The following is a 26,512-nucleotide window of genomic DNA, read 5'->3' as shown; positions in this document are numbered from 1 at the left end:
GCACCCTGATGATAATCTAATCATAAGGAGGCCGGCGCGGATACCCGCGCCGGCCCGGACTTAGGTCTGAGGTGCCGTCGTCGCAGCCTGCCTTCCCACCGGCCGAAGGGCCGGTTAGTTCGGCAGGTTGAAGACGGTCAGCTGGCCGCCGAGGTTGGTGTAGCTCGACAGGGCGGCGTAGCCGCCGACCGCACCGAGGCCGGCATTCGGGTCGGTGAGGCCGGCCGCGAGACCGATGCCCGCCCAGCCGCCGACGCCCGAGAGCACGGCGATGTTCTGCTTGCCCTTGTGCTGGAAGGTCATCACGTTGCCGATGATGCCCGACGGGGTCTTGAACTTGTAGAGTTCCTTGCCCGACTTGGCGTCGACGGCCTTCAGGTAGCCCTCGAGCGTGCCGTAGAACACCACGTCACCCGCGGTGGCGAGAGCACCCGACCACACCGAGAACTGCTCGGGGTTCGACCACTTGATCTTGCCGGCCGTGCCGTCCCAGGCGATGAAGTTGCCCATGCCGCCGTGGCTGTTGGGCGCCGGGTACATCGACAGGGTCGCACCGACATAGGGCTGGCCCGGGGTGTAGCTCACCCGGAACGGCTCGTAGTCCATGCAGACGTGGTTGGTCGGCACGTAGAACAGGTTGGTCTTGGGCGAGAAGGCCGCCGGCTGCTGGTCCTTGGAGCCGAGCGCCGCCGGGCAGACGCCCTTGGTGTTGGTGTCCTCGCCGTTCTGGTCGGTCGAGTACTTGGCGACGACGAGCGGACGACCGTAGGTCTTGGACGACTTGTCCATGTCGACCTTGGTGGCCCAGTTCACCGCCGGATCGTACTTCTCGGCGACGAGCAGCTCGCCGGTGGCCCGGTCGAGGGTATAGCCGAAGCCGTTACGATCGAAGTGGGTCAGGAGCGGGCGCTCCTTGCCGTCGATCTTCTGATCCGTGAGGATCATCTCGTTGATGCCGTCATAGTCCCACTCGTCGTGGGGGTCATCTGGTAGACCCACTTCGCCACGCCGGTATCGGCGTCACGGGCGAAGATCGTCATCGACCACTTGTTGTCGCCCGGGCGCTGCTTCGGGTTCCAGGTCGAGGGGTTGCCGGTGCCGTAATAGACCAGGTTCAGCTTCGGGTCGTAGGAGTACCAGCCCCAGGTCGAGGCGCCGCCGGTCTTCCACTGGTCGCCTTCCCAGGTCTTGATCGACGAGTCCTTGCCGACCGGCTTGCCGAGCTCGGTGGTCTTCTCGGGGTCGATCTTCATCTCGTCATCGGGACCGACGTTGTAGGCGCGCCAGGCACGCTTGCCGGTCTTGATGTCGTAGGCGGTGATGTTGCCGCGGATGCCGTACTCGGCGCCCGCGATGCCGACGATCAGCTTGTCCTTCACCGGCATCACGGTGGCGGTGTTGGTCTCGCCGATCTTCGGATCGCCGTTCTGCACCGACCAGTTCACCTTGCCGGTCTTGGCATCGAGCGACACGAGGGTGGTGTCGGCTTGGTGCAGGAAGATCGCGCCGTCGGCATAGGCCAAGCCACGGTTCACCGTGTCGCAGCACATCACCGGGATCACGTTCGGATCCTGCTTCGGCTCGTACTTCCAGAGGATCTTGCCGTCGTTGTTCAGATCGAGCGCGTAGACGATGTTCGGGAACGGCGTGTGGACGTACATCACGTCGCCGATGACCAGCGGCGAGCCCTCGTGGCCGCGCAGCACGCCGGTCGAGAAGGTCCAGGCGACCTGAAGCTTGTTGACGTTGCCGGTATTGATCTGGTCGAGCTTGGAATAACGCGTGTTGGCGTAGTCGACCGTCTGCAGAACCTGCTCGGCCGGGTTGGCCGTGCGCTTCAGCACGTCTTCGTTCGCCAGCGCCGGGGCGGCACCGAGGATGCCCGCGCTCACCGCAAGGAGATGGACCGCTCTCATGGATTCCTCCGACAGGTGCATTCCGCTGCACGTCCCCGGGAAGGGACGTATCAAGCCGTTCCTGCTGTTTACGTTTTGGGGACGTTCTTCGCCTCGGCAGCGTGTCACGACCGGCCGCCAGCGGGACTGGCGCGAGAGGGGCCCGGGCGGGCCTGCCGTGTCTGCGAACCGTGCGCCGCCTTCCCCTGGCGGCACCGTTGAAACCGAAGCTGAAGGAACTCTAAGAAAAATTGGGGCGCCGTCAACACACCAGCCTGCCGCAGGGTGGCCCCTCCTCGCCTCCAAATTGATAACTAAGGTATATATCGCGTTGCGATGTGCAGCGCAGCATTGAAATTTTGCACCGCAACATCACCGGTTCGTGTCCGAAGTTGTTGGTCGGCGAACGAGGTCGTCTCGGCCGACATACTTAACCGTAAGTCGTCATCTATTCCCATTCCAGTTCCTGGTAGGCTGTCGTGGCGTTGCGGGCGTTGAAATCGTCGAACAACGCCCATTCCCCCGCCTCCCCTTTCGCCGCCCGGCCGGCCTCGCCGATCGGCGTGCCGTCCCGCACCATCGCCCGCACCTGCGTCTCGAGGGTCGCGAGGTAGCGGTCGATCGGCCCGGCGGCGGCGGGCCAGGGCACGACGGCGGGGCCGTGGCCGGGCACCACCCGGGCGGCGGGCCGCGCGTGCAGGGACCGCAAGGTGGCGATCCAGCCGGTGAGCCGCCCGTCGAGGGCCGGCACGTGGCCGACGAACAGCAGGTCGCCGAGGAACCAGGTGTCGGTGGCCTCGTCGCGGACCGTCAGGTCGCTGTTGGTGTGGGAGGTCGGCCAGGCTTCGAGGTGGAGCGCCCGCCCGCCGAGGTCGAGGTCGAGGACGCTCGAGACCAGCAGGGTCGGCGGCACGATCCGGGTGCCGGCGAAGTCGGGCCCGACGAGGTCGGCATTGGCCCGGAGGTAGTCCTGCGCCCGCGCCGCCAGCGCCTCGGGCAGGGCGCGGTGGCCGACGAAGGTCGTGCCGTCGGCGGCGAAGGCGGCGTTGCCCAGCACGTGGTCGGGGTGGACGTGGGTGTTGATCACGTAGCGCACCGGCAGGGCGGTGCGCTGGCGCAGGGCCGCCAGCAGGCGCTCTCCCGCCCGCAGGCTGCCGCCGGTATCGATCACCGCCACCGCGTCGCGCCCGATCACGAAGCCGACATTGGCGATCGCCCCGTCATTGCCGCGCCCGGCGAGCGCATAGGGGGCGGCATAGACGAAGACGCCCGGCGCCACCTCCTGCATCGGCAGGGCCGCCGCACCGCCGGCCTCGGCCGGCGGGGCGAACAGGGAGAGGACGAGGAGGAGCGCGCCGACGATCCTCACGCCGCACCGGTCTCCGCGTCGCCGGCCTGCGGCGGCGCCAGGGGCGTGAACAGGGTGCGGTCGGGCTTGATGTCGAGGAGCGGCGTGCCGTCGAGGCAATCGAGCCCGCGCACCTGCACCACCCCGTCCTCGACCCCGATGAGCCGGACGATGCTGGTGCCGATCGGGTTCGGCCGCACCGGCGAGCGCAGGGAGAAGGTGCCTCGCGTGGTGCCGTCATCGGCCGGGCTCTGGCGCACCAGGTCGCGCCGCGACCGGTCGAGCCAGTACAGCACCTCCAGGCGCTCGTAGAGCGCGACGCCGTCGAGGGCCTCGCGCCAGGGGGGAAACACCTCGATCCGGCAGGTCGGCCCGTCGAGCCGGCCCTGGCGCGGGCAGCCGAGACGGTCGGTCCAGGGGGTATGGATGCGGCCGATGAAGACCAGGCCGGCATCCTGCGCTTCGGGCGGCGCGACCGCGACCTCGCCGGCCCGGATCTCGTTCAGGCGTACCATGCGGACGTCGTCTCTCCCCGGGGGCTTTGGCGGCGCGGGCGCGCCTGCCCCTCGTGCAGGTCGGGCGCTGACGAAGGTGTTCAGACTGCGCCGGCCCGACCTGCCGCCGGCCCGACCCGCGGGGGCAGTCGTCGGGCCTAGCCGTCGGACCCTAGAGCAGCGCCCGCGCGCCTGGCAATCGCCCGGCGGATGAGGTCGTCGGACCTGCGCCCCGCAGGTCAATACGTCGCGAAGATCTCCCGCAGGGCTGCGGGGTCGCGGGTCGTCGCGAGGGCCAGGGCCAGGAGGATGCGGGCCTTCTGCGGCGTCAGGTTGTCGGCGCTGAGGATGCCGAGCTCGGCCAGCCGCCGGGTCTCCGGCACCACGCCGCTGCCGGCGCGGGTCGATTGCACCACGGCGATGCCGGCCGCGACCGCCGCGCCCAGCGCCTCGGCCTCCGCCGGCGGGGTCATGCCGGGGGCGAGCCCGGCCGAGACGATGCCCCGCGCCCCCGCTTGCGCGAAGGCCCGCACCGCCGTGCCGTCGGCATCGGCGTAAGCATACGAGACATCGACCCGCGGCAGGGCGTCGAGGGCGCGGATGTCGAACGGCGTGCCGGGGGCGTGGCGGCGCTCGGACCTGCGGTAGTAGCGCACATGCGGCCCGTCGACCTGGCCGAGTACGCCGAAATCCGACGTCCGGAAGGTCTGGAGCCGGGCGACCGAGGTCTTGGTCACCTCGCGGGCGGCCTGGATCTCGTCGTTGAGCACCACCAGCACGCCCCGCCCGCGGGATTCCGGCGCGGCGGCGGTCCGCAGGGCGGCGACGAGGTTGAGGGGGGCATCGCTCGACAGGGCGGTGATCGGCCTTTGCGAGCCCACCACCACCACCGGCACCGCCACGGTCAGGGTGAGGCTCAGCGCGTAGGCGGTCTCCTCCAGGGTGGCGGTGCCGTGCCCGATCACGATGCCGGCGAGGTCCGGGTGCTCGGCCACCAGCCGCTCGCAGATCAGGACCAGCTCGCGCCAATCCGAGAAGCCGATGCCCGGGCTCGTCACCGCCCGGAAGCGCACCGGCACCACCTCGGCGACGGAGGCGGCCTCCGGCACCCGGGCCAGAATCTCCTCCGCCTCCAGGCGCATGCCGGTGGCGGTGTAGTCGAGGATGTCGAGGGAGTCGCGGCCCACCGACGACAGGGTGCCGCCCGTGCCGATGAAGGCGACCTTGGGGAGTGCGGTCATGGTGCTGGATTACCTCGTGCTTACGCCGCTTGGGCTGGCACGAACCGGGCCAGCCTCGTCCGGGCAGCCCGGGACATCGAACAGGGCCGAAAGGCCGCAGGCCGAGTCGAGCATCCGCCGGCCGTCATGGCCGACCCCCGGGACCACGTGGAGGGGCTGGTTCAGGTCGGGATGGCGCGCCAGCAGGGCGGCCCGGTAGGCTTCGCCGCGGGCGAGGCGGAACGGCCCCTGCGCCTCGGCCATGCAACTCCTGTCGAGGGCCGGATGGTCCGGGTCGGTGTCCCGGCCGCCGAGCAGGTAGGTCACGGGCCGCGCCGCGTAGCCCGTCTCGAGTGCCCGGGGATCGGCTCCGGCGGCGTAGCGCGGCAGGTCCCGCATGCCGTATTTCCAGCGGTCGTAGCCGGCACACTCGGCGGTCGGGCCGGGCCGCTCGGGCGTGAAATAGGCGTAGCTGCTCGGATTGGCGACGACATACGTGACGCGCACGCCCTGCCGCGCCAGGGCGTCGCCGGCCCGGGACAGGACCGCGTAGCGCTGCACCACCTGCCCGCCGCCGGAATGCCCGGCGACGACGATGCGCGACAGGTTCGGGAAGCGGGTCCGGTCGCCGAGCCGGGCCAGGATCGCGTCGAGGGCGTCGAAGGAGCTGAGGGGTTCCGGCCCGAGCGCGTCGTCCCCGCCCTGCCAGCCCTCGAGCGTCCAGTGCAGCACGTCCGGCGGCAGGCCGTGGGCCTTCCAGTCGGTCAGGCCGAGGAATTGCGGGGCCACGATCAGCGCGCCCTCGCCCGCCGGGCCGGCGGCGTCCCGGGCGGCGAGGCCGGTCGCGAAATAGGTGTCGGCGTCGCGCAGGCGGCCGTGGAGCACGATCACCGCCCGGGTCACCTCCGGGTGGCGCCGCTCCAGGTCGGCGGAGGCGAAGAGCGGCAGGACGGCGCCCGGCGCCACCGCGAGGCTCCGGTCGGCCAGGACCGCCACCGGCCGTCGGTGCGGGCCCGCCTCGTCGGCGGCCTCGAGCCGGGCGACCGGTGCCGCGATCAGGAGCGGCACCGCGACGAGGAGCTGGCGGATGCAGAACGACGGCATCATCGCACCTCGACCGATGGCGCCGCCCGAGCGGCCTTGTCAGGGATGATTGGTGCCGGCGGAGGGGATCGAACCCCCGACCTTCGGTTTACAAAACCAATGGATCACAAGAACGGCTTTCATCTATTCCGCAGCCGTAACAATGCTTTAGGCACCGGTCAAGCCGGGAAACCGATGCACCTGTGCCGTGTTTCGTGCGGGCGCCCCCTTAGCCTGCGCCTTCTCCTCGGCGGTCAAAAACGACAGGTAGAGCTCGGTGACCTTGATGCTGGTGTGGCCCATCTCCTGCTGGAGATCGTAGAGCCCGCCCCGTCCGGACCGCAGGTAGTCGACCGCGAAACGGTGGCGCAGGTCATGAAACCGGAAGCGCCGGAACGTCGGCTCCAGCTTCTTCCCGCGCTTGGCCGCCTCGGCAATCTCTTCGGCCTCCGCGGCGACCACGTCGCGGCAGTAGAGCCCGAACCGGCTTGCAGCGTTCAGGAATGGACCCGGCTCCGGCTGTTCCCGCAGGCGTTCGGATGGCTGGCCCTTCGTCCCCGCGTGCCAGAACACGGCCCGGGTTCCGATGTTGACCGGGATGTCGGCGAACAGGGCCGCAGCCTCATCCGTCAGGCTCACCTCCCGGTGCTTGTTGCCCTTGCCGCGGACTCGGATAGCCCGGCGGCCGAGATCGACATTCCGGCGCTCCAGCGTGACAAGCTCGTCCTGACGACAGCCGGTGAGAAGCGCCGCTCGGATCAGGTGCTTGAAGAGTCCGGGCGCTCGAGCGATCACGCGCTCAATGTCAGGGTTCTCCGGCAGCACGATCGGGTCGCGGCGCTCCTTCATGCGGCGGCTCTGCATCGCCTCAAGAGCCGGGTTACCCTTCCGCCATTTCTCGTCCCTGGCGAAGCCGAGCACGCTGGACAGCGCGGTCAGATCGCGCCGGATCGTGGCCGTCGAGACGCCGGCCGCGCGCCGCGCTCGGACGATGGCCGCAATCGTCTCGTCGGACACCTCATCGACGTGGAGGCCGGCCAAAAAGTCGGCGACGATGTCGATGGAGTTGGTGTAACGTTCGAGCGTGCGCTGTCCAATCTGGCTCACCATGTACTGCCCCCAGGCAGTCACGGCGTCGGTCCACAGCTTACGGTCCTCGCCGTAGCTGTGGGCCGCCACTATTTTTGCTTGCTCTGCTGCCGAGCGATTTCTCGCAACATCTGGGTCGTCTGTCTTAAGGCTGAAACGGTATTCCTTGCCTCCGACCGTGAAGCGAGCCCAGAGCGTCGAGCCTCGCCAGTAACAGCCGTCCGGGGCCTTCTTTCTATCCGCTGGCATGGTTTCACCTCCTGCTCGACCAGCCAGGACCGAAGCGCCTGGATGTCGAACGTCCACACCCGACCAACTTTGACGGCGCTCGGCAACTGGCCGGCGACGGCGAGGCGCTGGACGGTCCGTGCGGATACGCCGAGGATCTTGCAGGCGCCGGGGATCTGCGTCCGCTCCACGCTACCCCTCCTCTTGTTCTGTGGCCGGGGCGGTGGGGCGGGGCCGGCGCGCCAGGGCAACCCGGGCTCGGGTGCCGCCATCGGCGTCCAGAGCCTGCCGGCCGGCATCGCCCTCCGAGTGGGCGAGGCGGCAGAGCCGCGCCTGTTCGCCGTACCAAGACAGCGCATCGCGAAGCATGGCGTTGTCGGCCTCGACCTGCGCAATGCTGGCCGGCTGCGCGGGAGCGCCCCCAAGCCCGGCCACGTAATCGCGCATTTCCATTGCCGCCATGTCGAGGTGCATCCGCAGCGTCTCGGCCGGCACCCACCGAAGAGCAGGGTCTGTCGCCATGCCGAGGCGGGTCAACTCGCCGTCGATCATGCGGACACGGCGGCGGATCTCGTCGAGTTGCTGGTTGAGGTCAATCATCCTCACCTCCCTGGACCGGGATACCGGAAGCGCGGGCGCGGGAGAGGAGCAATATTAAATTTTTGGTCATTGTTTATTCCATGAATACTGTTTCAATTACGTAACCCCAAGATGCTCGCTTTAGTCCGACGATAGCAGTATCAGTCGAGGCGCCATAATTGGCCGCCCACAAGGGTGTATCGCGGTTCATTGTGTAGCTGCCGCCCTTGTAGCCCTGAAAAGTAGCGCCATCCGCCGTGCGACATGCAGCGAGTAGGTCAGCAACCTTTAGCAGGCCCTCTGCATCGTGGTGTTCCACAAAACCAATGGCGAGATGATCGTAGAAACCACGGTAGCTGACGGGTCTTACAGGTAAGAACCCGCCGAAGTCGTATCGGATCATTTCGTCTTGTTCCGCCCGATCAAGTGCGTCGATCAGTGCGCCAAGGGTTATCTGCTCGCTCATGTTATTGGTCCTCGGTCACGGGGTTTCTGACGCCGGACCCCAGCCGCATCGTAGAGCGCCTGGATCCTGATCTCGGATGCTGCCGCCTCGATCCCGCGACCGGCCCGGATGTGCTCGGATCGCCATTGCTCGGCCTGGGCGATGAGGTGGGCGATGTGAGGGGTGAGCCCTGGGCTACCGCTCATGAGATGGCTCCGGGATCGCTTCGCAGGTCGGCCGGTTGGCGAGATCCAGCAGCACCGCAGCGTGGCAGGGATCTGGTTCGCCCGGCGCCGGAAGGGGGCACCAGCAGGCGAGGTTCTTGCCGCGCAGGATCGGCAGGCGGGCCCGGATGCGGTCGGCGCGGTTGTTGTCGATCCCCTCCCGCAGGTATTGAGAGCCCTCCACCCATCTGCGGTACAGTCGCGAGCACCAGGCGGCGATTTCCGCGTCGGTGCCCCATGCGCCGGCTTTCTTAGCCTCGGCGATCGTCCAGGGGTTGCCGTAGACGCTCGGGCGCGAGACCACGACCGCGGGCAAGCCGTTGGTCGCGAGGCTCTGGTCCCGCAGGCAGGCGCCGGGCCGGCGCGAGAGTTGAAGGCGGACAGGCTGGCTCACGACTGCCCCTCCCTCTTCAGGGTCTGGGTGGGGGCTTGGAAAGCCGCCGCCTCGAACAGGGCTGCACGGTTCGGCCGATCGGGGCTGGGCGGGATCCAGCCATCGCGCCGAGCCTTGGCGAACCGCACAGCCTGCCGGATCAGCTCGTCCCGGCAAGCCGATGTGGAGACCAGTCCGCAGGCCTCCCGCATGTGCGGCCACGCCCGGCGAATGTCGGCCGCCGTCACGGTGTCCGTGTCGAGGTAGCCGCGTTCACCGGTCATTCTCGACCTCCTGGGTGATGAGGGCGGCGCGGTCCGCGACGCGCTGCCGATCGGCCTGGATCCACGACGGCAGAGGGCGCCACGGCCGAAGCCGCCATCCGCGCTCTGCATCCTTCAGGCGCTCGCGGAAAACCCGCAGATCGTCAGCTCTCGACATGGGGTGTCTCTTGGGTGGGAGTGGCGAGTCCGCATTCGACGAGGATCGCCCGGGCGACCTCCATCGGCATGTCGAGGCCGTCGTTGCCGGCGTCGTCCGTCCAACGGAACGGCTCGTAGGCGACCCTGAGGCGGGCCTTGGCGGCAGGACAGATTGAGCGCCCCTCTGCGCCCATGTCGTCCAGTGCGTGCCAGACAGCCTCGGCCAGGGCGGCGGCGTGGCGGCGATCATCCAGCTTCTGGCGCTCGCTTTCCGCGAGGGCGATGGTGAGTTGATCTATCTCGGCTGCCTGTGTTTTGAGCATCTTTGCAGCGCGTTCAACTGCACTAGCGCAATATGGCGCGTCGTTGCTGTTTAGAATACTGACAGCGTCGTCAAGCTCGGACAGGAGGTCGGGCGCCTCGACTTCGCTTGACGCTTCGTCGACCGCGCTGTCGTCCTTCGGATCAAGCCGCTTTGCGTCTTGCCGGCTGGCGCCGCTTCCATCGCATGGCGCAGGCTTCTCCGCTTGAAGAAAGGCGCTCGCGATGATGATGCGCAGATCCCGAGCGATGACGGCGTGGATATGTAGCCCGTCGTCGTAGGAAAGACGCTCACGGAAGTAGCCGCCCATGGATAGGCTATCAACGATCTCGCCAGTCCAGATCGTCATCTGCTCATCGTGGCAAACGCGATCAACTAGGCTCTCTCCATCCACTCCTGTATGGTCAGACATCGGTGGTGTCCCTGGGTTGGAGGGAGGGATCAGCCGGAGGATTGCCGACGAACATCGACACCGGCGGATGCGAGACGCCGAGCACAGCGAGGTAGATCGGGGCCCCAGCCGCGATCAGCGCGATCTCTTCCGGCGTCGGCAGCCACGCCGAGACCATCTTGTTCACGCCGGGGCTGTGGGGCTCGTCGCGGATCGGAAGCCCGCCGCAGATGCCGTCCTTGGTCGGGTCCCAGCCCTTCGGGGCGCCGAGGTTGCGGGTCGCGCCCGTGACACGTCCGATGTGCATCATTCTGCTCCTGGGTGCGCGGGGACATGGCCGTCCGAGAAACCTCCGCCGCGAAGGCACTTGACAGGCTCCGGCTCGGCGGCTTGCCGTCCGAGACCCGTCAGTTTGATCCGCATCGGGCCGCAGGGCTCGACATGGCCGGTCGTCATCAGCCGCAGCCATGTGTCGGCCAGGAACTTCAGGCGGACGCCGCTCGCCACCAGGGCGCCGTGCTTGTCGATTGCGCCCTCGCCACCGTGGCGGTGCAGGTGCTCAAGGGCCTGTTTCTGCGCGGGCGTCATCGTCCCTCCTCCTCTTTCTGGAGAGCGGCGCGGGCGGCGAGTGCTTCAGGAAGCAAGTTGCCCTGCCACGAGAGCGGGTTCTTCACCGTCGCGAAGCCTGACGGCCAATCCATCCGCGACCAGGAGCAGCCGCCGTTGTCGTCGACCTCAGGCCAGCGAGCGACATGCCGATCGGAGCATTCCTCGCACTGGCACCACTGGATGCGCTCCTTGCGGGGGTGGAACAGGCTGCTGCCCGAGTACCCGCATCGACCGCGCCCGAATGCATCTTCGAGGTCGGTCATGATGTCGTCGGTTATCTCGCCGAAATCGGGTCCTGAGGCGTCGTGGCCATCCAGACCACATCCCCAAGTGCTGCACGCCCGGATTACCCAGTAGGCGGGCCGCTGATTGATGGTCGTAATCCTGAATAGTGCGCGTCCGTCTCCGTAGAAGATCGGGAGCAGGCGCGGCGTGAACCGGATCGTGTCGGCTGGCGTCCAGAGGTAGGCGCTCTGCCGCTTTTCAACGGCAGCTTTCAGCTTATGATGAACGGGATCATCGGCCCCGTCAGTACGGATCAAGGGAGCGTCACGCATCGGCCTACCCCTCCCTCTGGGAAGGACGGGGAGCGGACAGGATCTCGGTCGGAAGGTCGCGCCAGTGTGTAATCTGCGATCGACCATTCCCGAGGTCGGCCCACCAGACGACGAACAGTGGCTCCCCGGTGTCGTCGGCATAAGCGATGGCGGGGCCGCTTGCTGCCTCGTCAGGCAGGTATCCCGACCATTCGACATCGGGGCGCGGGTTGTCGCCATCGTGAAGAATGCGCCACCACTCGGTCTCCCCTACCCCGCTCTCCTGAGACGAGGGGGGTTGGACTGTACTTGCGGGCGCCTCCGCTTCGCGGATCGGGCTCTCATCCTTCGGACCACGCCCTTCGGTCGTGGCCGTGCCGGTTTCGATCCCTGGCGCGGACAGAGCGCCTGCGAAGACAAACCATGGGTCGCCCACTTCCGCGGCTATGTCGTTGTCTCCATGAATTTTTGGGTCATAGGTTGTTTCGCTGACAAGGCCGTGCCGCAAGCTAGCGCTATGCACGAACTCTTCATCGATATGAGCATTCCAGCCCGCGGCGATAACTTCTTTCGCAAACGCGGCAAGGCCTGACTCAGCGCGTGAGGGATCGAAGTCCGAAGGATTGAGACCGCTTGCGGGCTCAACTGGCGAGAGCCCGTCCCGAAGGGCACGCTCTACTTCCTTATCTTCCCCCCTCTCCTTGATCACCCCATCCAGGGTGGGGGACGAAGACCGGGCGGCGTTCACAGCGAGGGTGATCTGATTGGCCAGCCACACCCGAAGTTCTGGGCTCGGATATGGATGGCCCAACACGTCAGCCCGTCGGCACATCGCGATCGCGATGTCGAAGCCAATCGATAGGGGTGGCGTGCTTTCACCGACCGCCTTGATGCGCTCGCTCGTCATGGCTCTCACTCCTGGTCCTGGGGATTGGTGGCGTCGGCGGCGGAGCGCTCTACGAGACGGCCGGAGCGGTAGTCATTCCAGAGCCGGATGAGAAAATCCGAGTTGGCTTTGACGATCTTCGGTTGCCGGCGCTCTGATCTTGCGGCGGACTTCTCAGTGTCATCGTCCAAGATCACTGCGTGAAAGATCACTCGGCCGAACCCATCGCTGTCGGGTTCGGTTGTTCGGATCATGCCCCAGTCGTCGTATTGCCGGGGGCTGAGTGCGAGCATCCCTGGCTCAGCCGCAGCCGACAGCGTCGCAAGGTCCCCAGCCTCCTCACCCCGGCCAGCCGTGCTGATGTGGGAAAGGAGAGCGGTGCGGGCATCGGTAAACCGCTGGTCAAGTTCTACCAACTCGCCGTTCTTGGGGCCCCTACCGATTGCGAATGCGAAGTTGTAGGCAGCTTGTTCTAGCTGCTCCACCAGCCTCTCCGCCTCTCCCGAAGTGGAGGATGGGGGCTGGGGCGCATCGGCGGGCTCGAACCGGCCGTCGTCCATCTCGGACGCTCGCCGAACCCAGACCGGGCCACCGCCGACAGCGCGGTAGACGACCACCTCGGCGCCGTTTTGCAGCGGCTTGCTAGTCTGGATCTGGGCTGAGTCGAATAGAACATCATGCCCAGCAACGATCCAATGCTCTGGCCTGACCGAGACTGAAACGGGATTGCGCTTATTGTATGCTACGACCATTACGGCGGCGTAGTCGGTCAGCGGCAGCGACGTGCGGACCGTAGCCCCCCGGAACAGCACCTCGTACAGACCGCCGGTCTTCTTGTGGCGAAGGATCTCGGGCCCGGTCACTTCCGCCCCTGGCACCGCAAACGGCCATGAGGTCTCGCGGCTCTCGCCCGGGCGGGCCGGGATCGTCCGCCGGCCGCCGCAGGTCCGGCAGGTGTCCATGTTGGTGCCGGCGTGCCGGTCCTCGTGGGTGCTCTCGCCGGTAGCGGAGCAGGTCGGGCACGGGACTTCGATCTCGGGCATGGCGCTCACTCCACGGCGAAGAGGGGGAGGTCGGCGGCGGGGCGGCGCTGGGGGCGCGCCTCCGCCTCGCGGTAGTTCGCAGCAACCAGGGCCTCGGCGAGCGCCGGCACGACGCTGTTGCCGCACATCCGGCCCTGCTGCTCGAGCGTGAGCGGGACGATGGTCCCGTCTTCGAGCTCGCCGCGATCGATCACGTAATCCCGCCGGAAGCCCTGGGCCGAGAACCGCTCGCGCGGGGTCAGCATCCGCATGCCGATATCGACGATAGCGTAGGGCTGGCCGCCGACGATGACCGTGACGACGCCGTGCCGGGGCTTGGTCGTGACCGTGTGCAGCGGCTCGTCGGCGGGCTGCGAGGGCAGTCCCTCGCCGTAGTACTTCGCGAGGAAGGCGTAGACGGCCGCCGCGTGGTTGCCCTGCGCCGAGACTGTCGGCGCCGGCGCGTCGACCGGCCCGCCGCGGCGATCGGAGCCGCGCAGGTTCAGGAGGTGGGCAGCGACCACGCTCTGTTGGCAGCCCTTGGCCGTCAGCGTGGAAAGCGGTTCGTCGACGCTCTTCGCGGGCTGGCCCGGGTGGGAGCCCGCGGTGTGCTGCGCCAGGAACGCTGCGACCACGCCCGCCTTGCCGGCCCCGCCCGCCGTGATGGTGCCGACGGGCTCCTCCGCGGCCGAGCCGACCGACGCGCCGAACTGGCAGGTCAGATGGATGGCCGCGAGCGACCCTTCGTTGCCGGTCGGCACGATGACCGGCGCCGGCTCCTCGACGGACCGTGAGCGCGGCTCCTGGCCGGGCCGCTCGCCGTAGCGGGGGACGAGGATACCGGAGACGAGGCCGAGGGGCGCCGCGCCGCCGCCGTGCGTCTCGGAGGCGTGCGAGGTGATGGTGTTGATCGGCTCGTCAAGCGAGCGCCCGACCGCCCCGGTGTTGAAGCGGGTGACGAACGGCGCGACGACCGTGTTGTGGTCCTTCGGGCTCGCCGTGATCGTGTGGAGCGGATCGGCGATGTCACGGCTCGCGCCGCCCTGCTGGGCGTAGGAGACGAAGGGCGTCACCAGGGCGTCCCCGCCGTGGTGCGTCGCCGTCGGCATCGGCTCGTCCAGCCCGCGGTCGCGCCGGCCCCGGCTGTCGCCGTGGTTGATCCGGACGAGGAACGGCCGCGCAGCCTGAACCACGTAGCGCATCGTGCCCTTGGCGATCCGGGCCATCGTCGCGTCGGCGAGCGGCCGCTTCGCCCGGATGCCCCACTTCGCCCGGATCTCCTCCTCGGTGTCGAAGATCGACGGGCACGGGAGCGACCAGTCGATGATCTCGGCCGCCGTCCGCCAGGGCTTGAGCCGGCCAGCGCGCACCGCCTCCGACTTCGGGTCGCCGTGCGTCGGCTCTGGCCACACGATCGGCTTGCCGTCGCGCCGGGCGATCAGGAACAGGCGCTTGCGGATCGTCGGCGCGCCGTAGTCGCAGGCGCGCAGTTCGCGCCACTCGACGACGTAGCCGCAGGCCTCGAATGCCCGGACGAACTCGCGGAAGGTGGCGCCGCGCTGCACCGGGCACGGCTTGCCGTCCTCGCGCAGCGGCCCCCAATCCTGGAATTCCTCGACGTTCTCAAGGATCACGACGCGCGGTCGCTGCCACGGCGGCAGGCTCTTCACCCACCGCAGGCCGACCCAGGCGAGGCCACGGATCGCCTTCTCGCGCGGCTGGCCGCCCTTCGCCTTGCTGAAGTGCTTGCAGTTGTGGACGACGATGCCCTCGACGACGTAGCTCTCGTCCTCCTCGACGCCGATGTTGAAGACCTCGGCACTATCGACGACGTCGATCTGCTCGCGGATCGGTGCCCACTCGAAGCCGTCGTCGAGCCGGAAGGTCTGCGCCCGCTTCGCGTCGAGCGCGTGCCTCCAGCGCAGGAGATAGATGGGCCGGGCCAAAACGGTCCTGCCGTCGATCTCGGACGAGTTGGCGAGCAGGTGTACTGTCGCGGTGTTCCCAAGGCTGGTGACCAAGGCCTTGACGCTGAAGGCCAAAGCCTTCGACACGGTACGAGCCTCGTAAAAGTCGTCGTGGCGCCAGCCGTCGGCCGACAGGTAGCCCTCCAGGAGTGCTCCTCGCATCAGCGGGGCAAGCCCGAGTGCCCAGGCCGGCAGGCGCTTGCTCTCGGCACCGTGGCCGAACTCCTCGCGCAGCCACTCGACGAGGCCGCGGTGGTTCGTCGAGAACTGGTACGCGGTCGCGGTCTCGCGCTCGTGCCAGGCGAGTTCGCCGGCCGCAGCCCGACCTCCCTGGCGCGGCCAAGCGGCCAGCTTCTCGCGCAGCCTGTCGACCTCGTGTCGCCCGCAGGTGATGACGAGCTCGGCGCGGTCGTCGGTCAGGCGCGTCCAGCCATCCCCGACGTAGCGACCGGCGAGCCACATCAGCCGCTGGTCAAACGGCATGCCGCGCCGACCGACGACTGGGACGTCTTGCTCGAGCGGGAATGTTGTCGGCGTCGCCCAGTACCAGCCGCGATCCAGGGCGGACGCCGGCAGCCAGTCGGCTGGGTCCAGGGTTCTCTCATAGCCGCGCGGCTCGGTCCGCCACATGTCCTTGCGCTGGCGGGCGTAGATCGGGTGCTCCGGGCTCATGGTGAGGCCCGGGTGCCCGTGCCCCCGAAGGGTGATGAGCGGCCGGAACGCCCGGCTCGTCTCGGTCACCCGGCGCCAGCGTTGCTGGTGGGTGAGAACGCGGTCGCCCACCTCGATCTCCTCGATGGGGCGGTATCCCTGCTCGGTCAGCACCAGCGTGCCGGCCGGGAAGCAGTCCGGCGACATCCAGAACAGGCCGATGCGACGGTCGCCGCAGGTCTTGCGCGGATCGACGTGCCAGACATCCTCGACCAGGTGGTGTGTGTCCGGGTGGTTGATCCGGTGCATCGCGAGCGCGAGCCGGTCGTGGTTGATCGCCACGTCCGGATCCCGGCCGATCGCCGCCCGGATGCCCTCGGACGCGCCGCCGCCGCCCGCGAAGCTGTCGATCACGAGATCACGCATCACGGCTGCTCCGGCAGGCTGTCGATGTTGGCGGGGGTGACGCAGGAGGCCTCCTGCTGGGGCTTGGGCCGCAGCCCCAGGCGGCGCAGCGCGTTCAGGATCGTGGTGTGATCGCGCTGGAAGACGTGGCCGAGTCGGGGGAGCGAGAGATGCGGGAAGGCCTCGTGCACCGCGGCGATCGCGGCCCAGCGGGCGGCGAGCACGGGGGCCGTGCGGTCCGGCCCCATAAGGGTGACGACCGAGACGCAGTGGCGCCGGGCGGTCTCAACGATGAGGTCGACGATTGCCTCGCCGTCGGGATGGTTGACGATGTGTTTGAACTCGGCGGCCTCGCGCAGGCGTGCCAGCCGTTGCATCCGGCGGAACAGTCCATAGTCCGACCGCATGAGGCTCGCCCATGCGACCCTGGAACGGCGGGCGATCTCGCGGGCCTTGGCAAGGCGGCGCGCGTGGGCGGCGCGCTCGGCTCGCGCACGCGCCAGGCTGACCCGGCTGCGCATCTCCTCGAGGGTGCGGGGCTCGGAGGTGGCGGGCATCAGTGCAGACCTTCGGTGCGGATGCCGAGGTCGCTCCTGATCCGGTCACGGTGCGAGCGCATCGCAGCGATAAAGACCTCGACGGATCGGTCCGAGACGTCGGCCAAGAAGCCGCCCGTGAGCGCCGCCAGATTGGTCGCGATCTCGCTTGCCTCCTCCGGGCCGACCCCGTCCGGGAAGCGCTCGTTGATGACCTTGCCGAGAGTGCAGTGCAGGCAGTTGCAAGCCATCACGCGGCCTTCCTTTTCGGCGCGGCGCGGCGCCTCTGCGCCCACTCGCGGATTTCGGGGTAGGCGACGCCGGAGAGCGCCCGCCAAGCGGCGCGGCACTGCTCCAGGTCGAACAGGCCGGTGTGGGTCTCGTCGCGGGTGAGGCCCAAACGGTCGGCGAGGAAGCCGTAGACGCGACCCCGGGCGGCCTGGCGCACGGTGCGCCGGCCCTCCTCGTCGAGCGGGCCATAGGCTCCGCTCCGGTCGGCCGTCTGCCACAGCGGGTCGATCATCCGTTCGTGGAGCAGGCGCCGAGCCTTGCGCAGGTCCGGGCCGGCCGGGGTACCGAGCGGATCGGTGGTGCCAGGGTGGCACCCGACATAGGCGTCGGGGCACACGTCGCAGCGCCAGATCGGCTTGTCGTGCAGGTCGGGCCGGTGCGGGTAGACCTCGGCGCCGGTGGTGAGGCGGGCCGGCTGCCCGCAGCAGATCGGGGCGGCCGACATCAGGCGTCACCGTTCGCAGCAGCCATCCAGCCCGCTTGCCATGCCTCGTGCCGGGCTGGGTCGTTGCGGATCGCCGAGATGACGCAGCGCTTCACGCCATCACGGTGATCGCGCATGCCGCGCTGATAGTCGGGGTTCTCCGGGTCGATGGCGGGACCGCCGTCCTCCGCGCCCTCGCCCGTCGAGTCCTCCACCGGGGCCGTATCGGGCTGCGGAGCCGGACTCGCTGCGGCTGCCTTGCGGGGAGGTCCGGCGGGCTGGCTCGCGGCTTGCGCCGACTGCGACTCCCTCCAAATCCGGGCCTTGGCCGCCTCGCTCGCATCCTCGACGCGGCGCTGCTGCGGGCGGGAAAGCTGCAGGTCGTCGAGAAGCTCGCGCGACTTGTCGACCTGTCCGAGGATCGTGGCGGCGGCGGCATCCCGCTCGAACTGCACGAGGGCGGCCTCGATCTCGTCTTCGTCCGGCCCGGCGGCGCTCGCCGTAGGCGCAGGGCTGGTCGCCGGCGCAGGCGCAGCCTCCACGATGGCGGGCGCGGGAGCCGCAATGCGCCGCGGCGGCCCCTCGGGCGCGGCGATGCGCGCCGGTGCCGCGCGGGTCGCGCGCGCCGTCTCCTGCATGTCGTCCATTTCGTCGGGCGTGTAGACGCCGAGCAGGATGGCGGGCTCATAGAGGCGGACCCACTCGCGCGTGCCGCGATAGGCCAGCATCCGACGATGGCCGGAGGCCGAGCCCCAGGGCGACCCCTTGCGCTCGGTCTTCCAGTCGCCGACGGTGCCAGAAATGGTGCGCGCGTTGCCGAGTTCGTCGTCCGGGCCGCGAACCATGACGCCGAAGGCATCGCCGGTCTTGTCGTTCCAGGCGTAGGAGAGCTGCACGCCGAGCTTCGCGGCGAGCACCGCTGCGACGAGCTTGCCTTCGAACATCAGCCGGCCGCGCACGATGGAACAGCACTGAGCGACGGCAAAGGGGTCCAGGCCCCAGCGCACCGCCTGGTTCGTCACCAGGAAGCAGTTCGCCGTCGCTGTCTCGATCGGTAGGGGCTCCGCCTTGACCACGTCGCCGTAGTCGTTGGTGCCGTACCGCAGGCAATCCGGCACGAGCGGTGAGCGGGCCATGACGCTCGCGATGCGCTGCATCTGCTCGAACCGGCTGGTGTCGAGCACCGGCACGGCATCGATGACGACCGGGCGCTCCCGGCGAGCGTTGTCCATGGGGACGACGGCGTTCATGCTGGACTCCTCAGGCTGCGGTCTGGGTGGCGACGAGGCGGCAGCCGGGGAGAGCGGTGCCGTTACGGGCGACCTTGTCGGCGAGGCGCTGGACGAGGTCGCGGAGGTCCGGGTTGTCCTTCAGCGCTGCGAGCGCGGCGTCGAAGTCGGTGATCTCGGCGCGGTAGGATGTCCGCAGGCTCACCTTCCGGCCGACCGTGCCGGCGCCGGCGGGCTTCGCCGGCCGCAGCGCCTCGCCGGCCTGTGCCGCGGCGGCCCGGGCCTCGGCCTCAAGGCGGCGCTGCTCCTGCTGGAACGGGAGCGTCGCGTCCTTCAGCCGCCGCTTGAGACCCGCAGCCAGATCCTCGAGCGGCTTCCACTTTGCCTGCACCGCCTTGGCGGCATCATCGTGCGGGCGCTTTTCTTCGACGCGCAGGCCACCAGCCCGCTTCTCCAGGTCGGCGAGGCGGGACGCCCAGTTCGCGGCCCGGTCGCACGCGGTCTGATCCTTGATCGGGTCGGCGGCGAGCCAGCGCTCGATCTCCTCGCGCTCACCTTCGACTTCGGCGCGCAGGGCCTCGAACGGGTCGGCCGGGAGGTTCGAGTAGGTGACGGCGCGCTCGGGCGGCAGGTCGGGCCAGGGTGCACCCTCGCGGACCTGCCAATACAGGTCCTCGGCGATCGGCGAGCGCCAGCAGAACGCGATGACGCGCTCGCAGAAGGCCTCCTCCGCCCCGGCATCGACGCCGGGCCCGCGCAGACAGACCGGATCCTTTGTGCCGACCTGGGCCCAGAGCACATCACCGGCCGCCGGCCAGAGCGCAACCGGCAGGAACGAGCCGTCGCGCTGCTGGAGGCGGAACCAGCCGCATGGGGCCTGCCCGCGCTCCAGATCCGGCGCGGTGCCAGCGAGCGCTGCGGCGTGCCAGGCGTAGGGGTCGGCGGCAACTTCGAGGGTGGCGGCCATGTCAGGCGTCCTGCTGCTCGGCGCCCTTGAGGCGGGCGGTGGTGGCAAGGAGTCGGTCGATGGTCGCGGCGAGAGCCGCCTTCTCGTCGGCCGCCTCGGCAAGCACGCGTTCCATTCGGTCGGCGGCTTCGCGGAAGGCCCGCTCGACGGCGGTCTCGGGGTTGCGGCCTCGGTCACGACCGCCCCCGCAGGAAGGCGAAGCCGGCGAGGACCAGCGCACCGGCGGACCCGGCCATCCACATCAGGTGCCCGATAACGACCCACGCCATCGTGGACTCCGCCGACCCGGTCCGGGCGATGCTGCCCATCTCGAGGTGGGCGAGCGCGACGGCGGAGGCGCCGAGGAGGAGCGAGAGGGCGATCACGCGCACCTCCCGGCCCGGCGGGCTCGCTCGGCGGCGAGGCTGGTGACGCCCGACTGGGTGCCGGGAGTCACTTCGGGCCGGGCCGGCGCCGGCTGCCCGATCCTCTCCAGAGCGTCCAGGGCGATCCGGTGGGCAACCGCAAGCTCGACAACATCGGCGTCGGCGATCTCGTGGGCCTCGGCGAGCGTGCGTGCCCGGATCACCATCAGCGTAGCGCTGTGCGCCCGGGCGAGGTCGGCTGCGGCGATCTCCAGGGCGCGGCGCAGCTGGCTCGCTTCGGCCTTGTTGGCGACCGCCTCGCGGATGGCGGCGATAGCGGCCTGGTTGGTCTTGGCCAGGGAGGAGAGGCTGACCATCGGTTCGGGGGTGGTGTCGTGCGCGGCCATGGCGGGCGCTCGCTGGCTGACGATAGGGAGGGGTGGCCCGCCCGGAGGCGGGCTAAGGCGATCAGTCGAGCGTCGCGCGCGGACCGGTGTAGGCCTCCAGCGCCCAACTCTCCTGCCAGAAGGCGATGATCTTCCCGAGCAGTTCGGTCGCCACCCGCACATCGAAGCGAGCGCCGAACGTCGGCATCGCCTGATCTCGCATGTCCTCGACGATGTCGAAATTCTGGATAGGGCTGTTGCGAACTTCGAGAACGACGTGCGGCACGCCGACGTTGTTGTAGTAGTAGCCATTCCGGGGCGTGACGATGTCGCCAACCTTGAAGGGGCACGGCGAGACGTACCGAGCCGCCACCTCCTGCAACGTGAGGCAAAGCACGTCCGGAGGGGTCTTGGTGGGCTCGTCGCGGTCCTCGCGGCGGCTGCCGTTACGCGAGGCAGCAGCCAGGAGGTCGGACAGGTCGAGAGCGGGCATAGGTCACCTTGGTTCGCAGATGGAGAGAGGCGCGGCCGCGTCCCGGACCGCGGGGCGGGGTCGGGTGGCCGCTACTGCGGCTGAACGAGGGTCGCGATCGCCGGCTTGGCCGCCGCGAAGGCTCGCAGGAGGGCGTCGTAGGAGCGCTCGTTCGCGTTCACCCAGGCGAGCCCGGTCACGAACAGGGCGTCGACGCTGATGGTGCCGATGGCCTTCGTGCCGTAGAGCGTGCCGCCGGGCTGGATCCGCGGATACGTGCCGGCTGGGATCTCGCCGTAGGCGTAGACGAGTTGCCCGCGGGCATCCCGGGTGTGCGCCATGTCGCGATCGTCGGTGCCCGCGAGCACGATCCGGTCGCCCTGGGCCTGCGCGTCGGTCTTCACGAAGGAAGCGTTCAGCGCGCCGACCCAGAGCATGCACTGGACCTGGCTGCCGTCGGCGACCGCCGAGAGAGCGCGGACGCCGGCGCGGGTATCGATCTGGACCGGTGCGTACCGCTTCTTGTCGGCGAGCACGAACCCGTCCCAGGTCGTGCGGGCGCCGCTCCCGTCCGGTCCGACCGCGATGGTGTTCGCCTTCGTCAGGTCGACGATGCGACCGATCTTGGCGCTCCGGTTGCAGAGGAGGTGCGCCTGCTCCTGGTAGAGGATGCCGGCCCGCTCGATCGACGACAGCGCCGCCGCGTTGCGGGCCGAGTAGACGAGGAGCGCGTCGCTTTGGACGAAGGCGCCGTCGCACTGGCCGGCGACGACCTTGTCGAGATTGTCGAGAGAGCCCTGCGTCTGGACGACCTCGACCTTGAGGCTCGACGCCTTGCTCTTCAGGACGTGGCCGGCGCGGAAATAGTTGCCGGCCTCGTTGCCGGTGCAGAGCCGGAAGGTGGGCGCGTCGGCCGCCTGCGCCGAGGCGGCGGACATGGCGAGGACGGACGCGACGAGAAGCGCTTTCACGGTCAGGTTCTCCAAGTGGGGAGGTCGAGCCGGCCGGACCCGGGCCGGCAGCGGGTCAGGGCTTCGCGTCGCGCTTGGCGCGGCGGCGGGCGCGTCTCTGGCGCAGGCGGTGCCCGACCCAGAGAGACAGGAGCCAGATCAGGACGACGCCGATCAGCAGCGCCTCGAAGATCGTCGTGGGGGTGATGACGAGGACGGGCATCACGCAGGCTCCCCGGTGGCGCGGATCACAACGCCGCCACCGATCAGGCGCTTGAGAGGGGAGTTGCGGCCGCCCTGCATCGGGCGCTTCGGCCGATCAAACCCGAAGGCGGCGCGCTTCTGCGCCTTGGCTTTCACGATCTTGGCGTGATCGCCGTCGGGGCCGCGGGTCTTCTTCTCGGCGCAGGCGACGTGGACCATCGCCCGGTTGTCGAGGTCGTTCGAGCCGGAGAGGCCGAGGGAGCGCATGTGCTCGTCCACCAGGGCATCACCCGGGCGCATCTCGGTCTCGCAGAGCGGGCAGATGTGGCCCTGGCGCTCCAGGAGCAGCAGCTTCTTCGAGGGCGAGAGCGGCCGGCGGGGCGTGGTGGCGGAGGCGCGGATCATGGCGGCCTTACCAGGCCGCGCCGGTGCGAACGCCGACGCACGCAGGCGTCAGGCGATCGAAAGGGATTTCGCAGCGAGGCGCCTTCTCGGCCGGGCCCGGCATGTGGTGGCGCCGGCATGCGTCCTCCAGCGAGTCCGGCAGCCCGTCAATCTCGTCGTCGCGGTCGATCCGGTCAGAGATCATGCCGATGACAAGGGCGGTCACGTTGGTGACCTGCGGCGCCAGTCGATCAGCGAGGTTGAGTTCGTAGACCTCGACCAGTTCGGCGTAGGGCCGCTCGACGCCGATCAGGAACCGGATCACCTGGGCGAGCGTGGCGGTGTCGCTGGTCTCTTCGATCCAGGACTTCGCCGGATCGGCCGTCTCCCGCATCTCGATCAGGAACGGGCCGCGCGGGGCGGGGCTGGTGCGGCGGTCGTAGGCTGCGGGGATGCGGGAGAAGGTCTGCACGGGGCGGCTCCATCGCGGGAGGCGATGGATTGACTTTGCCAATTGGCAAACAGCCTGTCAAACGATTTTTGCCATATGGCAATAGCCTGCAACGCGGGGTATCAAGGCGGCGCCGAGCGCAACCCGCGTCCAAATAAAAAGCCCCGCGCGAGGCGGGGCGAGGGCGCGCTAGATGTGCAGGCCGGAGGCTACTTCAGTGAACGATAAATCTCCCTTGTCCACGACAGCGTCTCAAGAAGACCGGTCGCAGGCCTCTCCCAGTTTCTGGCCTCCACGTAGATCTGTTCCAAGTTACGTAGGATGTCTTCCCCCATACCTTCGTGTCGGGACTCAAGAGATTTGGCGAAGGCTGCTGCTAGGGCAGCAAGCGCCATCCTGGTCTGAGCTTGAGGATCTAGCTCGTCCGTATCGGCCATAAACCAGCCCCTATGGTAGATCGGTTATTACGCGCCTCACGCGCCCGACTGTAAGCATCTCACTGTCAATGTAGTGAGTTTCATGGTCTGGATTAGTTGAAAAGGGCTGCAACCGGTCGGGATCGACGCGATACCTTTTAAAGGTCGCTTCACCCTGTGCATTGCCAAAGACGTAATACTTGCCGTCGATCAGGTTCTGATCCTGACGGTTGACGACAATCGTAGAACCGGGCGGGGCGACGCGGTTCATGCTGTCGCCGTCGACCTCCAGCGCGAGCCAATCACCGGGCGGCAAGTCGGTCAGGTAGACGTAGCGTAGGATATCTGTCTCGTAGACTGGGTGGCTGGCGCGGAGGCGGCCGGCACTGACCCACGAGACAAGAGGAACAGCCTTCGGCGCACGCTCGCCGATCAGCTCGGCGACGGTGACCCCGAAGCGGCCAGCGATCTTCTGAAGCTCGGACAGGCGCGGCTCCCGATCGCCCTTCTCGAACCGCTGGATCTGCGATGTGGACAGGTCAATGTCAGCGGCGACACTCTCGAGCGTCAGGCCGGCTTGAGTGCGGAGTTTCGTGAGCATCGTCAGGGCCATACGGCAATCTTGACGGGGCTGCAGAACGCTCTCCAGAGCCATTTGGCAAACCTGTTGCTTTCTTTTTTGCCATATGGCAAAAAGCTGGCATGACGCTGGCCGACTATCTCGCCGAGCAGAAGCTCAAGCCGACGCAGTTCGCGCGCGATGCGTCGCTGCCGGCCTCGACCATCACGCGCATCCTCCGGGGTGAGCGCGAGCCAAGCAGCCGGACCATTCGCCGGATCGTCCAGGCGACGGGTGGAAGGGTCACGGCGGCCGAACTGATCGTCGCCTCCCTCCCCGAGGAGAGCGCGGCGTGATCGCCCCGCGGGCTGCCTGACATGCGCGACCTCGCGAACCCCTTCACGGTGCTCGTCGCAGCGACGCTGCTGGGGCTGATGATCGCCGGCGCCGCCTCGAAGCGCGCCAGCGTGCCGAGCATCGTCGAGCCGAACACCCTCAACGGGCCTGTCCGCATGCTCCCGGAGATCGTCCGGTGAGCGCGGCCGCCCTCCCCCATGCCGCCGGCCTGTTCGGCGCATCCAGGTCCCTCCCGGGACACACGCCCACTGGGCGTTTCCTCCTCGGACTTGCCGGCTCCGCTTCGTGCAGAGCCGGTCTTTCCTTCCGACGCGATCGTCACAGCCTGCCAGCCCTCGATCGCGCCCGTGTTGCCGTGCGTCTGTCCGTCCACCTCCTGCATTTCTCTCTTTCCCCTGCGTCACAGGCACTGTGTCACGGAGGATTGATCAAGTGTGGTCAAAGACGAGGCCTCGCGCATCAATGATCACGTATGAGCAAGCCGTCTCGCAAAAACGCGAGACCGTTCTTGAAATCGTCGAGAAGCTGACCGGCGCCGGGGCCGGGAAGATGGATGCCTATGCGCTGATCGCCAGCGAGACCGGCAAGTCATCGACCTGGGTGCGCCGGATCATCGGCCGCAGCCCGAACGTGCGGATCGACATTCACGACGCCCTCAACATCCACGCGCTGCACGACCGCCTGTGCGCGCGCCTCGTGGCCGGCAACGACGCCCTGGCCGCCAGCAACGCCGACCTTCGGAGGCAGATCGATGCCCTGGCCTGTGCTCACGGAGATCATTCGGAAGATCCGGCTTCTCGCCGAGCGCCGTCGCCTGAAGCGGGAGCTTCGACGGGTGCAGGAAGGCCGGCCCTACCGCCAGCACTCGGCCCGGATGCTCCGGCGCCTGATGCGCCCGGACCGTCGGTTCTGGGCCTGACCCCCACCGCGCCGCGCTGACGGCCGAGCAGCAGAGGAGAGAGCACATGGTCGACGGAGCCGAGCAGAAAGAGGCGTTCGGAGCGCGCGACGCCACCGAGGTCGCCCTGGAACAGCGGATCCAGGACAAGGGCTTGAACGCCCCGCGCCTCACGCCCGCGCTGATCGACGCGACGATCACCGCCGACCTGACCCGGCAGGTACGGCTCGCCGTTGAGCGCGCCGTCCGGCACTACCAATCGCAGCGGTTCACGTTCAACGAGCGGGTGCTGACCTTCGTCACCGCCGCCGGCATCGACACGTATGCCGGCGGCGACCTCGGCGAGATCGCGGACCTCTACGCGGTCGACACGCTGGTGATGGTCCAGAACGACCAGCCGTATCCGCTCCACCGGGCGCCCGAGGCCGACATCGAGCGGTGGCAAGTCGCGAACGCGCAGGGCCAGCCCTGCCGCTACTCGTTCTTCGACCGCTCCATCCGCATCGATCCGGTGCCCGACGCCGCCTACACGCTGCGCCTCTCCGGCCACGTCAGGATCGCAGCCCCGGCACAGGACGACGACACGTCGCCATGGGTGGATGAGGCCGGCACGCTGATCTCGGCCTGGGCCAAGCGCCACCTCGCCATGAACGTCCTGCGAGATGCAGCCCTAACCAAGATCCAGGATGCCGCGGTGGCGCAAGCCTTCGCCGAACTCCGCGGGCGGGCCAACCGCGCCGCCTCCTCGGGCGTGATCCGCGCCTATCACCTCTGACCGTGAGGCTCCCGTGGCCAACCTGTCCCGCATCACCGATTACCCGACCCTGCTGGGCGCGCTCGAGGCCTACCTCGCCCGCGACGACCTGCAGGCGTTCGCGCCGCTGTTCGTCCAGCAGGCGGAAGGCCGGTTCAACACCGACCTGCGCCTTCCCGAGATGCAGATGTCGAACGGCGGCGTCGACATGAATGCCGATGGCGTGCCGCTGCCCGCCGACTTCTTGGACTGGATCTCGGTGCGATGGACGCCGCCGCAGCCCTCGACGCAGCGTCAGCTCTACTTGGCCTATCGCGAGCCCGACTCGCCCGAGTTCCGGCACCGTCATCGCCCGAACGGCGTGCCGCAGTTCTATACCGTACTGGCAGGAACCGTGCGCGTCATCCCGGTCATCGCCGGCAGTCTCGAACTGTTCTACTACCAGCGCATCCCGGCGCTGACGGCCGACGCTCCAACCAACTGGCTCATCACCCGCGCGCCGGAGATCTACCTGTACGCCGCCCTCTGGGAGGCGATGCTGTTCCAGAAGGACGAGGAGCGCTCGACGCAGTGGGCGAACCTGGTCAACGACCGGCTCAAGGCCGTGTTCGGCCAGGGCGATACCCTCAAGGTCGGCTTGCGCGCCCAGCGTGCGGCGAACGACGCGGCCGAGATGACGGCCGCCAAGGGCATCGTCTAAC

Annotated in this window: 35 protein-coding genes and 1 pseudogene; 5 read left to right on the top strand and 31 right to left on the bottom strand. The window is 68.5% G+C overall.

Going from position 1 to position 26,512, the window contains the following annotated elements:
* Positions 1-114: 114 nt before the first annotated feature.
* From xoxF5 to F1D61_RS25710, 31 genes and pseudogenes are all read right to left on the bottom strand, one after another.
* Positions 115-1,916: pseudogene (gene xoxF5, locus F1D61_RS25860) on the bottom strand (lanthanide-dependent methanol dehydrogenase XoxF5).
* Between the two features lie 427 nt (positions 1,917-2,343).
* A complete protein-coding gene (locus tag F1D61_RS25855) occupies positions 2,344-3,264 on the bottom strand; it encodes a quinoprotein relay system zinc metallohydrolase 2 (protein ID WP_246775535.1) in 921 nt (306 codons plus the stop codon).
* Positions 3,261-3,758 (bottom strand): tRNA (N6-threonylcarbamoyladenosine(37)-N6)-methyltransferase TrmO, encoded by a 498-nt coding sequence (gene tsaA / locus F1D61_RS25850; protein ID WP_203155011.1) that lies wholly within the window; start codon positions 3,756-3,758, stop codon positions 3,261-3,263. Before tsaA ends, F1D61_RS25855 begins: the two co-directional genes overlap by 4 nt.
* A 218-nt stretch (positions 3,759-3,976) precedes the next feature.
* Positions 3,977-4,978, bottom strand: a complete 1,002-nt coding sequence (locus tag F1D61_RS25845; RefSeq protein WP_203155010.1) for an asparaginase — start codon at positions 4,976-4,978, stop codon at positions 3,977-3,979.
* A gap of 9 nt (positions 4,979-4,987) precedes the next feature.
* Complete coding sequence (locus F1D61_RS25840; protein ID WP_348649390.1) at positions 4,988-6,064, bottom strand: alpha/beta hydrolase; 1,077 nt, start codon at positions 6,062-6,064, stop codon at positions 4,988-4,990.
* A 144-nt stretch (positions 6,065-6,208) separates the two neighbouring features.
* Positions 6,209-7,219, bottom strand: coding sequence for a tyrosine-type recombinase/integrase (locus tag F1D61_RS25835; RefSeq protein WP_203155009.1), 1,011 nt, complete (start codon positions 7,217-7,219; stop codon positions 6,209-6,211).
* On the bottom strand, positions 7,219-7,629 hold the full coding sequence (locus tag F1D61_RS35455) for a helix-turn-helix domain-containing protein (RefSeq protein WP_432443177.1): 411 nt from the start codon (positions 7,627-7,629) through the stop codon (positions 7,219-7,221). Before F1D61_RS35455 ends, F1D61_RS25835 begins: the two co-directional genes overlap by 1 nt.
* Complete coding sequence (locus tag F1D61_RS25825; RefSeq protein ID WP_203155007.1) at positions 7,550-7,957, bottom strand: hypothetical protein; 408 nt, start codon at positions 7,955-7,957, stop codon at positions 7,550-7,552. Before F1D61_RS25825 ends, F1D61_RS35455 begins: the two co-directional genes overlap by 80 nt.
* 73 nt (positions 7,958-8,030) lie before the next feature.
* Positions 8,031-8,402: a hypothetical protein gene (locus F1D61_RS25820; RefSeq protein ID WP_203155006.1), complete on the bottom strand. Its 372-nt coding sequence runs from the start codon at positions 8,400-8,402 to the stop codon at positions 8,031-8,033.
* Between the two features lie 174 nt (positions 8,403-8,576).
* Complete coding sequence (locus F1D61_RS25815; protein WP_203155005.1) at positions 8,577-8,999, bottom strand: DUF4326 domain-containing protein; 423 nt, start codon at positions 8,997-8,999, stop codon at positions 8,577-8,579.
* The gene (locus tag F1D61_RS25810; protein WP_203155004.1) at positions 8,996-9,262 is read right to left on the bottom strand and encodes a hypothetical protein; all 267 of its coding nucleotides are present in this window, start codon (positions 9,260-9,262) and stop codon (positions 8,996-8,998) included. Before F1D61_RS25810 ends, F1D61_RS25815 begins: the two co-directional genes overlap by 4 nt.
* A gap of 143 nt (positions 9,263-9,405) precedes the next feature.
* Positions 9,406-10,071: a hypothetical protein gene (locus F1D61_RS25805; RefSeq protein ID WP_203155003.1), complete on the bottom strand. Its 666-nt coding sequence runs from the start codon at positions 10,069-10,071 to the stop codon at positions 9,406-9,408.
* 55 nt (positions 10,072-10,126) lie between these two features.
* Positions 10,127-10,420, bottom strand: a complete 294-nt coding sequence (locus F1D61_RS25800) for a hypothetical protein (RefSeq protein ID WP_203155002.1) — start codon at positions 10,418-10,420, stop codon at positions 10,127-10,129.
* On the bottom strand, positions 10,420-10,701 hold the full coding sequence (locus tag F1D61_RS25795) for a hypothetical protein (protein WP_203155001.1): 282 nt from the start codon (positions 10,699-10,701) through the stop codon (positions 10,420-10,422). The genes F1D61_RS25800 and F1D61_RS25795 overlap by 1 nt, the downstream gene beginning before the upstream one ends.
* A complete protein-coding gene (locus F1D61_RS25790; RefSeq protein WP_203155000.1) occupies positions 10,698-11,279 on the bottom strand; it encodes a hypothetical protein in 582 nt (193 codons plus the stop codon). Before F1D61_RS25790 ends, F1D61_RS25795 begins: the two co-directional genes overlap by 4 nt.
* Positions 11,280-11,283: 4 nt before the next feature.
* The gene (locus tag F1D61_RS25785) at positions 11,284-12,165 is read right to left on the bottom strand and encodes a hypothetical protein (RefSeq protein WP_203154999.1); all 882 of its coding nucleotides are present in this window, start codon (positions 12,163-12,165) and stop codon (positions 11,284-11,286) included.
* 5 nt (positions 12,166-12,170) lie between these two features.
* Positions 12,171-13,187 (bottom strand): hypothetical protein, encoded by a 1,017-nt coding sequence (locus tag F1D61_RS25780; RefSeq protein ID WP_203154998.1) that lies wholly within the window; start codon positions 13,185-13,187, stop codon positions 12,171-12,173.
* Between the two features lie 5 nt (positions 13,188-13,192).
* Positions 13,193-16,210 carry a DNA cytosine methyltransferase gene (locus F1D61_RS25775; protein ID WP_203154997.1) on the bottom strand — a complete coding sequence of 1,006 codons (3,018 nt, stop codon included), beginning with the start codon at positions 16,208-16,210 and terminating at the stop codon, positions 13,193-13,195.
* Positions 16,210-16,746 (bottom strand): helix-turn-helix domain-containing protein, encoded by a 537-nt coding sequence (locus F1D61_RS25770; protein ID WP_203154996.1) that lies wholly within the window; start codon positions 16,744-16,746, stop codon positions 16,210-16,212. Before F1D61_RS25770 ends, F1D61_RS25775 begins: the two co-directional genes overlap by 1 nt.
* Positions 16,746-16,976, bottom strand: a complete 231-nt coding sequence (locus tag F1D61_RS25765; RefSeq protein ID WP_203154995.1) for a hypothetical protein — start codon at positions 16,974-16,976, stop codon at positions 16,746-16,748. The genes F1D61_RS25770 and F1D61_RS25765 overlap by 1 nt, the downstream gene beginning before the upstream one ends.
* Positions 16,976-17,461 carry a zinc-finger-containing protein gene (locus F1D61_RS25760; RefSeq protein ID WP_203154994.1) on the bottom strand — a complete coding sequence of 162 codons (486 nt, stop codon included), beginning with the start codon at positions 17,459-17,461 and terminating at the stop codon, positions 16,976-16,978. Before F1D61_RS25760 ends, F1D61_RS25765 begins: the two co-directional genes overlap by 1 nt.
* Entirely contained in the window at positions 17,461-18,690 is a 1,230-nt protein-coding gene (locus F1D61_RS25755; RefSeq protein ID WP_203154993.1) for a hypothetical protein, read from the bottom strand. The genes F1D61_RS25760 and F1D61_RS25755 overlap by 1 nt, the downstream gene beginning before the upstream one ends.
* A gap of 10 nt (positions 18,691-18,700) precedes the next feature.
* Complete coding sequence (locus F1D61_RS25750; protein ID WP_203154992.1) at positions 18,701-19,636, bottom strand: hypothetical protein; 936 nt, start codon at positions 19,634-19,636, stop codon at positions 18,701-18,703.
* 173 nt (positions 19,637-19,809) lie between these two features.
* Positions 19,810-20,001: a hypothetical protein gene (locus tag F1D61_RS25745; protein WP_203154991.1), complete on the bottom strand. Its 192-nt coding sequence runs from the start codon at positions 19,999-20,001 to the stop codon at positions 19,810-19,812.
* Positions 19,998-20,387 (bottom strand): hypothetical protein, encoded by a 390-nt coding sequence (locus F1D61_RS25740; RefSeq protein WP_203154990.1) that lies wholly within the window; start codon positions 20,385-20,387, stop codon positions 19,998-20,000. The genes F1D61_RS25745 and F1D61_RS25740 overlap by 4 nt, the downstream gene beginning before the upstream one ends.
* Positions 20,388-20,448: 61 nt before the next feature.
* Positions 20,449-20,859, bottom strand: a complete 411-nt coding sequence (locus F1D61_RS25735; RefSeq protein ID WP_203154989.1) for a hypothetical protein — start codon at positions 20,857-20,859, stop codon at positions 20,449-20,451.
* Between the two features lie 71 nt (positions 20,860-20,930).
* Positions 20,931-21,809 (bottom strand): TAXI family TRAP transporter solute-binding subunit, encoded by an 879-nt coding sequence (locus F1D61_RS25730; protein WP_203154988.1) that lies wholly within the window; start codon positions 21,807-21,809, stop codon positions 20,931-20,933.
* Positions 21,810-21,864: 55 nt separating this feature from the next.
* The gene (locus F1D61_RS25725; protein WP_203154987.1) at positions 21,865-22,011 is read right to left on the bottom strand and encodes a lipopolysaccharide assembly protein LapA domain-containing protein; all 147 of its coding nucleotides are present in this window, start codon (positions 22,009-22,011) and stop codon (positions 21,865-21,867) included.
* Positions 22,011-22,397: a hypothetical protein gene (locus F1D61_RS25720; RefSeq protein ID WP_203154986.1), complete on the bottom strand. Its 387-nt coding sequence runs from the start codon at positions 22,395-22,397 to the stop codon at positions 22,011-22,013. Before F1D61_RS25720 ends, F1D61_RS25725 begins: the two co-directional genes overlap by 1 nt.
* 7 nt (positions 22,398-22,404) lie before the next feature.
* Complete coding sequence (locus tag F1D61_RS25715) at positions 22,405-22,848, bottom strand: hypothetical protein (RefSeq protein ID WP_203154985.1); 444 nt, start codon at positions 22,846-22,848, stop codon at positions 22,405-22,407.
* A gap of 426 nt (positions 22,849-23,274) precedes the next feature.
* Entirely contained in the window at positions 23,275-23,856 is a 582-nt protein-coding gene (locus F1D61_RS25710; RefSeq protein ID WP_203154984.1) for an XRE family transcriptional regulator, read from the bottom strand.
* 89 nt (positions 23,857-23,945) lie between these two features.
* Here F1D61_RS25710 and F1D61_RS25705 point away from each other — a divergent pair, with 89 nt between their 5' ends.
* From F1D61_RS25705 to F1D61_RS25685, 5 genes are all read left to right on the top strand, one after another.
* On the top strand, positions 23,946-24,158 hold the full coding sequence (locus F1D61_RS25705; RefSeq protein ID WP_203154983.1) for a helix-turn-helix domain-containing protein: 213 nt from the start codon (positions 23,946-23,948) through the stop codon (positions 24,156-24,158).
* Positions 24,159-24,179: 21 nt separating this feature from the next.
* Positions 24,180-24,338, top strand: a complete 159-nt coding sequence (locus F1D61_RS25700; protein WP_203154982.1) for a hypothetical protein — start codon at positions 24,180-24,182, stop codon at positions 24,336-24,338.
* A gap of 283 nt (positions 24,339-24,621) precedes the next feature.
* Positions 24,622-25,098 carry a hypothetical protein gene (locus F1D61_RS25695; RefSeq protein WP_203154981.1) on the top strand — a complete coding sequence of 159 codons (477 nt, stop codon included), beginning with the start codon at positions 24,622-24,624 and terminating at the stop codon, positions 25,096-25,098.
* A 26-nt stretch (positions 25,099-25,124) separates the two neighbouring features.
* Positions 25,125-25,832, top strand: a complete 708-nt coding sequence (locus F1D61_RS25690) for a hypothetical protein (protein WP_203154980.1) — start codon at positions 25,125-25,127, stop codon at positions 25,830-25,832.
* A gap of 13 nt (positions 25,833-25,845) precedes the next feature.
* Positions 25,846-26,511 (top strand): phage adaptor protein, encoded by a 666-nt coding sequence (locus F1D61_RS25685; protein ID WP_203154979.1) that lies wholly within the window; start codon positions 25,846-25,848, stop codon positions 26,509-26,511.
* The last annotated feature ends 1 nt before the right edge of the window (position 26,512 follow it).

Origin of the sequence: Methylobacterium aquaticum (assembly GCF_016804325.1) — a bacterium.
Lineage (GTDB): Bacteria > Pseudomonadota > Alphaproteobacteria > Rhizobiales > Beijerinckiaceae > Methylobacterium > Methylobacterium aquaticum_C.
Note: the sequence above shows the minus strand (reverse complement) of the source record. Positions and strands in the feature narration are given on the sequence as shown.